The sequence below is a fragment of the Candidatus Hydrogenedentota bacterium genome (genome assembly GCA_035416745.1).
Classification (GTDB): Bacteria; Hydrogenedentota; Hydrogenedentia; order Hydrogenedentales; family SLHB01; genus UBA2224.
The window spans coordinates 112342-118982 of sequence record DAOLNV010000004.1 but is presented as its reverse complement, the minus strand read 5'-3'; the positions used below and the strand labels follow the sequence as shown (position 1 = coordinate 118982).

Annotated in this window: 5 protein-coding genes; 3 read left to right on the top strand and 2 right to left on the bottom strand. The window is 61.5% G+C overall.

Annotated features, from left to right (window positions below; translation table 11 throughout):
- The 3 genes from PLJ71_03100 to PLJ71_03090 form a co-directional block, all read left to right on the top strand.
- On the top strand, positions 1–208 hold a 208-nt coding region (locus tag PLJ71_03100), incomplete at its 5' end, for a hypothetical protein (protein HQM47644.1).
- Positions 209–438: 230 nt separating this feature from the next.
- Positions 439–1485 (top strand): hypothetical protein, encoded by a 1047-nt coding sequence (locus PLJ71_03095; protein ID HQM47643.1) that lies wholly within the window; start codon positions 439–441, stop codon positions 1483–1485.
- Positions 1486–1688: 203 nt separating this feature from the next.
- Complete coding sequence (locus PLJ71_03090; GenBank protein ID HQM47642.1) at positions 1689–3092, top strand: hypothetical protein; 1404 nt, start codon at positions 1689–1691, stop codon at positions 3090–3092.
- Positions 3093–3225: 133 nt separating this feature from the next.
- Here the strand turns inward: PLJ71_03090 and PLJ71_03085 are convergent, their stop codons facing one another.
- Complete coding sequence (locus PLJ71_03085; protein ID HQM47641.1) at positions 3226–5733, bottom strand: response regulator; 2508 nt, start codon at positions 5731–5733, stop codon at positions 3226–3228.
- 43 nt (positions 5734–5776) lie between these two features.
- Entirely contained in the window at positions 5777–6520 is a 744-nt protein-coding gene (locus tag PLJ71_03080; protein ID HQM47640.1) for a hypothetical protein, read from the bottom strand.
- Positions 6521–6641 lie beyond the last annotated feature (121 nt).

The window sequence follows — 6641 nt, the reverse complement described above, 5'->3', positions numbered from 1 at the left end:
GGCGCGCGTGGATTCCGGCGAGCGCGCGGAGTGGCCGTTCCCTCCGGAATTCACCCAACAAGCCAAACGTATCGAGGATGAGTTCTACGCCACCCCGCTGGCCGAAATGGCGCCACAAACGCCACGCGGTCCTGATGAAATGGCCGAATCCCTGCGCCAGCTCGAGTCGCTCGCCGCACAAGTCCTCAAACTGCCGGATGCAGGCTGAGGCGGCCACCTGGCCGGCTATCGTCCGCCGCCGCAGTTGCTCCCTTGTTCCGACGGGGCGGGGCAAGGGAGCTAAATCGATAGCCGCCGGCAATTTACGGGGCTTGCGGGGCGCTTGATACTTCTCCCCCTGCGATGCGCCCATTAACTTATCTCAATGCATTGAGTAGGATGGCTCAGTGCATTGAGCAAATTGAAATAGGTGTAGGCCCAACCTGCGGGGTGACAATCATGCGCGCGACAATTTCATGCATTCTGTTGACGGGTGTTGCGGTGGGGGCGGCTGCCGGGGAAACGCCGGCGCCGCAGGCTCGCATCAAGGCTTTCTGCATCGACTTCAATTGGGCTGCCGAGGGATTCGCGCCCCCGGGCATGTACGCCCAGGCGTCGCCCAAGGCGCATCTCGAGTGGTACCGCGACATGGGCGTCAACACCATCCAGACGTTCTGCGTGAGTTGCCCCGGCTATGCGTGGTACCGCAGCGAAGTGGCCCCGGTGCAACCGGGCATACAAGGCGATTTCCTCGCGGAACTGACGCGGCTGGGCCACGAGGCCGGAATGCGCGTCATGGGCTATTTCTGCATCGGCGCTAACGCCTACTGGAGCAAAACGCACCCGGACGAGGTCCACGACCTGCCAAACGCCATCGCCATCCCGTTCACCAACACGTATCTCGATTACCTGGACCGCGTCATCCGCGAGGTGCTGACGAAGACCGGCATCGACGGGTTTATGATCGATTGGGTGTACAACGCGTCTCATTTCTATCCTGATAAACAATACACCTGGCTGGATTGCGAGAAGCAGATGTACCAGGAGCTGTTCAATGCGCCCTTTCCGGGTGCTGAGGCTATGGACGAAGCAGCCATCACCGAATTCAACCGCCGCGCCGTCGACCGCTGCTGGAAACGCATCCGTACCGCTGCCAAATCGACGAAACCCGATTGCGTCATCTGGCTGACCTGCTTCGATCTCCAGCATCCCCAGGTTGCTGGCTCGGCCATGTTGCGCGAGGTCGACTGGCTCATGAACGAACATTCGGACTCCAGCAAACTCCAAGCCGTCAAGGACGCCGTCGGGCCGAATACCCGGCTTATCCAGTGCATCTGCGGCTGGGGCGACGCGCACAACGCGGCCGCCGTGCTGGCCGACCCGGCATTCGCGGAAGCCGGCATGTACGGATTCGCGCGGCCCGACCCCGAGACCACCCTTCCGCCTGACGACGGTTCCGGCAACGCCCGCAACATCGCCGCCATGCGAAAGGCCTTTAACGAATAGGCAGGGAAGGCAGTGCGGTCAGGCAGCACTTTCGCCCGGTCCAGCTTGTCCATTGCGTCCACGCAACGAAAGCGAAGCCCCTAGGCGGGACAACGGTACTGCACGCGTGCCGCTCATCGTGCGGGTGCTCGTTTCCCGCGTCAAACGTTATTGCTCTGTTTGCATTGTCTTGTCTATGCTGAAATGCACAGGAGGAACCGCCCATGCGCGGTCACGGCGAAGTTGAGAATAAACAGAGAAGTCCCTTCTTCCGGGTTGTCTCCTGGCCATTCCGTCATTGGCGCTGGCTGGCGGTGGCGCTCGTCTGCCTGTTGGCGGTTTATGCGGCAATCGACCAGCTCCTTGTGAAGAGGCTTGCGGCGCAATTGGACCGCTTGCGCGAGGCGGGCAGGCCGGCTACTTTCGCCGAGTTGGGCGTGGGAAACCTGCCGCCCATGGAAAACGCCGCGCTCATCTATCGCGCGGCAGGGCAGAATATCGAGGCCGCGCTGGCGGCCACCGGCCGGGAGGAGCTGCGCGAGCGGTTCGCCGACGTTACCGCCTGCGCACGGCGCCGGAAGGACGACAACCGCAATTACGCCCCGCTCTCCGAAGATGAGTTGCGCGTGATTGAAGCTCACATGCTGGCCATGGAGCCCGAGCTGGCAAAGGTACTCGAGGCCCGTACGATGCCCGGATGCGAGTTCGGCAACTACGCCTCTCTGACGGGCCCGGCGGCAAACCCCGCCGCCGTCTTGCCCGACTTAGCCGTAGTGCGCGACCTCGCGCGCAACATAGCGTACAAGGCGGTCTGGGAGGCGGAACAGGGCAACACCGAGGAAGCGCTGAAATGGGTCGCCGTCAACATGCGGCTGGCAAACGACCTCAAAGGCGATCCCCTGCTCATCACGGGGCTGGTGCATGCGGCAGCCGCCTCCATCGCCCTGAACTCGCTCGAACGCATCCTGCACGGCCACGAACTGCCTTCAGCCGTGCCCAAGGAACTCTATGCGGAGTTGGAAGCGCTGCGAGAACGCGAAAACCTGGTGCGTTTCATTAACGGCGAGCGGTGTTTTGTGGCGGCATACTCGGGGCGCCCGCAGGCAGGACGCAACCTGCTCACCCGGGTATTTTACTATACACCCGGAGTGACCGCCCTGAACGGAGTCGCGTCAACTCTCGCCGAAGCCCTCCAGGAAGAAGACTATGCGAAACGGCGGGCGCTCATGGCGCCGCTCGAGGCCATTGACGCCAAACAAGGCCGTTTCGTGTTGCCCTGGAAAGCGATGGTGCAGATCACGGCGCCCGCACTCGTGAGAGCCTCCCAGGCATTCGAGCGCCACATCGCCCTCGCCGACTTGGCGCGAATCGCCCTCGCAATCAAAACGTTTCAGCGCGATACCGGCAAGTATCCTGAAATACTCGGACAGCTTGCACCGCAATACCTGGAGAATCTGCCCCTCGATACTTTCTCGGGGAATTCTTACATCTACAAGACCGACGAAAGCGGTTTTCTGCTTTACAGCGTCGGACCCAATGGCATGGACGATGCCGGGATGCCTCTGACCGGCAGCGGCGGTCTTCAAGGCGATATCGTCTGGTGCGGCGGTATCGAGCCCGCGCCATGAAGACTGTCGCAGGGTTCCCTGAAGGGATTCCGGCCGCCACCTCAGAATGCGGCGGATTTGCGCCCCGCCCCAATACGCGAGGACCTCGGAACGGCCTCCTTGGCAGCCGCGCCCCCCGTTCGTGGCAAAGCCGCTATGACAACGCGGCGGCCTCCTTGTCCCAGTCGACTTCCTCAAGGGCCCTTTTCAGGCGGGCGAACTCGGTGAGAAGTTCTTTGCCGTAGCGCTCCTGAGCTTCCGCCAAGCGGTCCTCTTTCGCGGCCGTCTCGATCTCCAGGGCAATCTCGTTGACACGGGCGCCGCCCAGAGAGGCCGCGGCGCTCTTGAGGGCGTGGGCCTTTCGCTGAACGAGCTCGCGCTGTCCTTCCGCAAGCGCGTCCGCCAGTTCTGCCACCTGTTTTGGGAAGTTCTCGAGGAACACGCTGGTAACACGTTTGAGGATTCTCGGGCTCCCGCCCGCCACGTCCAGCGCGCGGGATTTATCGAGCACCATCGGCTCATCTGCGGCGGATTCCTTTCCTCCCGCCGATTCGTTCTTCTCGGGCATGACGGTCTCCTTAATCGGCATGCCTTCCTCCGGCACGCCGGCAGGTTGTTTATAAAGCCAGCGCATGAGCAAGCCCATCAGCACGTGGGGTTCGACCGGTTTCACGATATGGTCGTCCATCCCTGACGCAATGGACTTGGCCTGTTCGAGGTCAGACGCGTGACCCGTCATCGCAATAATGGGCACGTGGCTCGCCTTGCCCTCGCCTTGCCGAATCGCGCGGGCCGCCTCGTACCCGTCCAGGACCGGCATTTCGCAATCCATCAAGACGGCGTCGAACTGGCCTTCGCGATATCTCTCGATGCCCTCGCGGCCATTGCCAGCCACGGTAACCTGGCATCCCAGCGCATTGAGCACCTCGATCGCGACTTCCCGATTCACCGGCTCGTCGTCAACCACCAGAATACTCGCGTTGATATAGGGTTTCGGCCGGGATTCCCTCACCTTTCCCGTTTCACGGGCCTCGGCGATGGTGTGGCGCGTGATGAGCCCGCCTTTCTTGCCGCTGGTATGGGCCGACCAGACCGCGCAGAGCATAGCATGCAATTCGCTGCTGCGCAGGATGCCGCTCAAGTAGGCGGCAAATCCCGCCGCGGCCGCACGGGCCGCATCTCCGCGCTGACCCGACCGCGAAAGCATCACCAACACGGTCTTCTCGATATCCGGCGACGCCTTAATGGCCTCGCCCAGCTCGATGGCGTCCAATTGGCCGGGTTGATGGCTGATGAGGGTCATATGAAAGGGATCGCCCTCGCGCTCCATGGCCCGCAACCCCGCCAATGCCTTTTCGCGGGTCGATGCCGTCTCGCTGCGAAGTTTCCAACTGCTTATCTGTTCATAGAGAATGTGCTGGCTTACCTGGCTCGGGTCCACAATGAGAATCCGCAAACCGGCCAAATCGCCGTGCCCGCCAACGGGAATGAGAGCGGCCTCTTGATCCAGCGCGAACGGCAGCGTCACCCGGAAACGCGACCCGCCGCCTTCCTTGCTCTTGACCCCAATCCGTCCGCCCATCATTCGTGCCAGCTTGTGCGTAATGGGCAATCCCAGCCCCGTGCCGCCGTAGTGCTGGTACGTGATGTTGTCGGCCTGAACGAACTGGCGGAAAATGTCGTTCATCCGCGATTCGGGAATCCCGATTCCCGTATCCTCGACGGCGATTCGGAGAATGGCCCGCTCCTCATCCATGCCGAGGCACTCGGTATTTACCAGGACATGGCCCTGGTGGGTGAACTTGATGGCGTTACCGATAAGGTTGGTCAGGATTTGACGCATGCGCCCCGCGTCACCAATCAGCCTCCGGGGAGCATTGGGCGCATAGCGCATGATAAGGGCCAGGCCCTTTTCTTCCGCGCGGGGCGCCAGCAGTTCCACAACATCCGTGATCGTCACCTCAAGGTCGAAGGGGATTGGAGTGATGGTGAGGCGCCCCGCCTCGATCCGCGAGTAGTCCAGAATGTCGCCCACCAGCGCCAGCAAGGCGCGCCCGGAACGCTGAATGGTCTCGACGTAGCGCCGCTGGATTGGAGTCAGACCGGTATCCAGAAGCAGGTCAGTCATGGCGATCACGCCGTTCATGGGCGTGCGGATTTCGTGGCTGGTGTTGGCCAGAAACAGGTTCTTGGCGCGGCTGGCCTGAATGGCGGCTTCTCTCATGGCCGCCATGTTGTGATAGGCAGCTTCCCTTTCCTGGACCTGCCGCTGGTACTCGTGCACCTGGCGGTGGAGCGCATTGGTGCGAAGCGCGATGCGCTCCTCGAGTTGCGACTGGGCCTCCTGAAGGTCCCTGTCGCGCCGCCGCACTTGCTCGAGCACGTCGATCAGGCGCTCGAAGAACAGGCCCATCTGCCCGTCGGTCTGGTTCGCCATTTCGTAGGCGTGGCGCTGCATCTCGTCAATGACGGCCGCGAATTGCGCGTTGCGCTCGCGCATGCACGCCGGGCACAACCGGCGATAGGCCGTCTCCCGCACGTGCTCGTGACAGATTGCTCCCCCGCAATTGGCGCAGGTCTCGGCGCAGTCTTCGCAAAGCAGTTTCTTGCACTCGACGCAGAAGCCCACGGAACCGTGGACCCCACACCACTCGCACTTCATGAATACCGTGTTCTCCCTGACCAGAAAAAAGAAAGAGGCTGGCCTATCCCTTCTTCTTCCCCCACAACGTCACATTATCAACGATGCCGGTATCGTCAAACGAGCCGAATCCCACCTTCCCGTAAAGGAACGTCTTGTCTTCAGCGGTCATGATCGGCTTGCTCATGTCGTCGAAAAACACCTTGATGGAGCCGGACGTACAATCGCGCTCGACGCGCACCTTGTGATACACGCCGGAGCCCCAATCCGTGCCATCCGTGCGCTCTCTGGCGATCGAGAGGCGCGGTTCGTTATTGACGATGAACACAGAATTCGCGTGCTCGTCGGCTTTGGTCGCAATGTGCACGTAATAGAAATGGGAGGGATCCTGATATCCGAAGAAGATGCACATGTCCCGATGCCCATATTCCGTGCCCGTCTGTTTCATGTCCGCCTGAAGAACGAAATCGGTCACATCGAGTGTGGTGAGAAGCGAGATGTTTAGGGGAGACCGTACGGGCGGGTTGTAATCGCTCTTGCCCTGCAAGGCATAGGCGTGGCCTTGCTCCGTCTCGACGATGGCCCACGCCTTGGGATCAGTCGGTTTCCACTGGTTCAGTGTTTCCGCGGGGTCTTTTTCGAACGCCTCGAAATGCAGCAGCGGCAAACCCTTCATTTCCGCGGGGGGCGATGCCGTCGTCTCGCCATCGGCGCTGTCTCCTTCGGCGCCCAGTGCCGGAAATACAAGCGCGATCCATACCATCGCCCCACAGATAAGCCGCGCGGCCCAATACGTTGAACATCGCATCCGAGAACGCTCCTTCCCTTGTCCGACAGATAGAATGACGCTATCGGCACGCTGTGCAGGCCCGCCGGTTCTACTCTTTTCGATGCGTCACAGCCTGACTAATCGTAACGCAACGGTCACC

Excerpts from the sequence above, each read along its gene's own strand:
- PLJ71_03090 (HQM47642.1), top strand. The coding sequence starts at position 1,689 with ATGCGCGGTCACGGCGAAGTTGAGAATAAACAGAGAAGTCCCTTCTTC.
- PLJ71_03095 (HQM47643.1), top strand. The coding sequence starts at position 439 with ATGCGCGCGACAATTTCATGCATTCTGTTGACGGGTGTTGCGGTGGGG.
- PLJ71_03080 (HQM47640.1), bottom strand. The coding sequence starts at position 6,520 with ATGCGATGTTCAACGTATTGGGCCGCGCGGCTTATCTGTGGGGCGATG.
- PLJ71_03085 (HQM47641.1), bottom strand. The coding sequence starts at position 5,733 with ATGAAGTGCGAGTGGTGTGGGGTCCACGGTTCCGTGGGCTTCTGCGTC.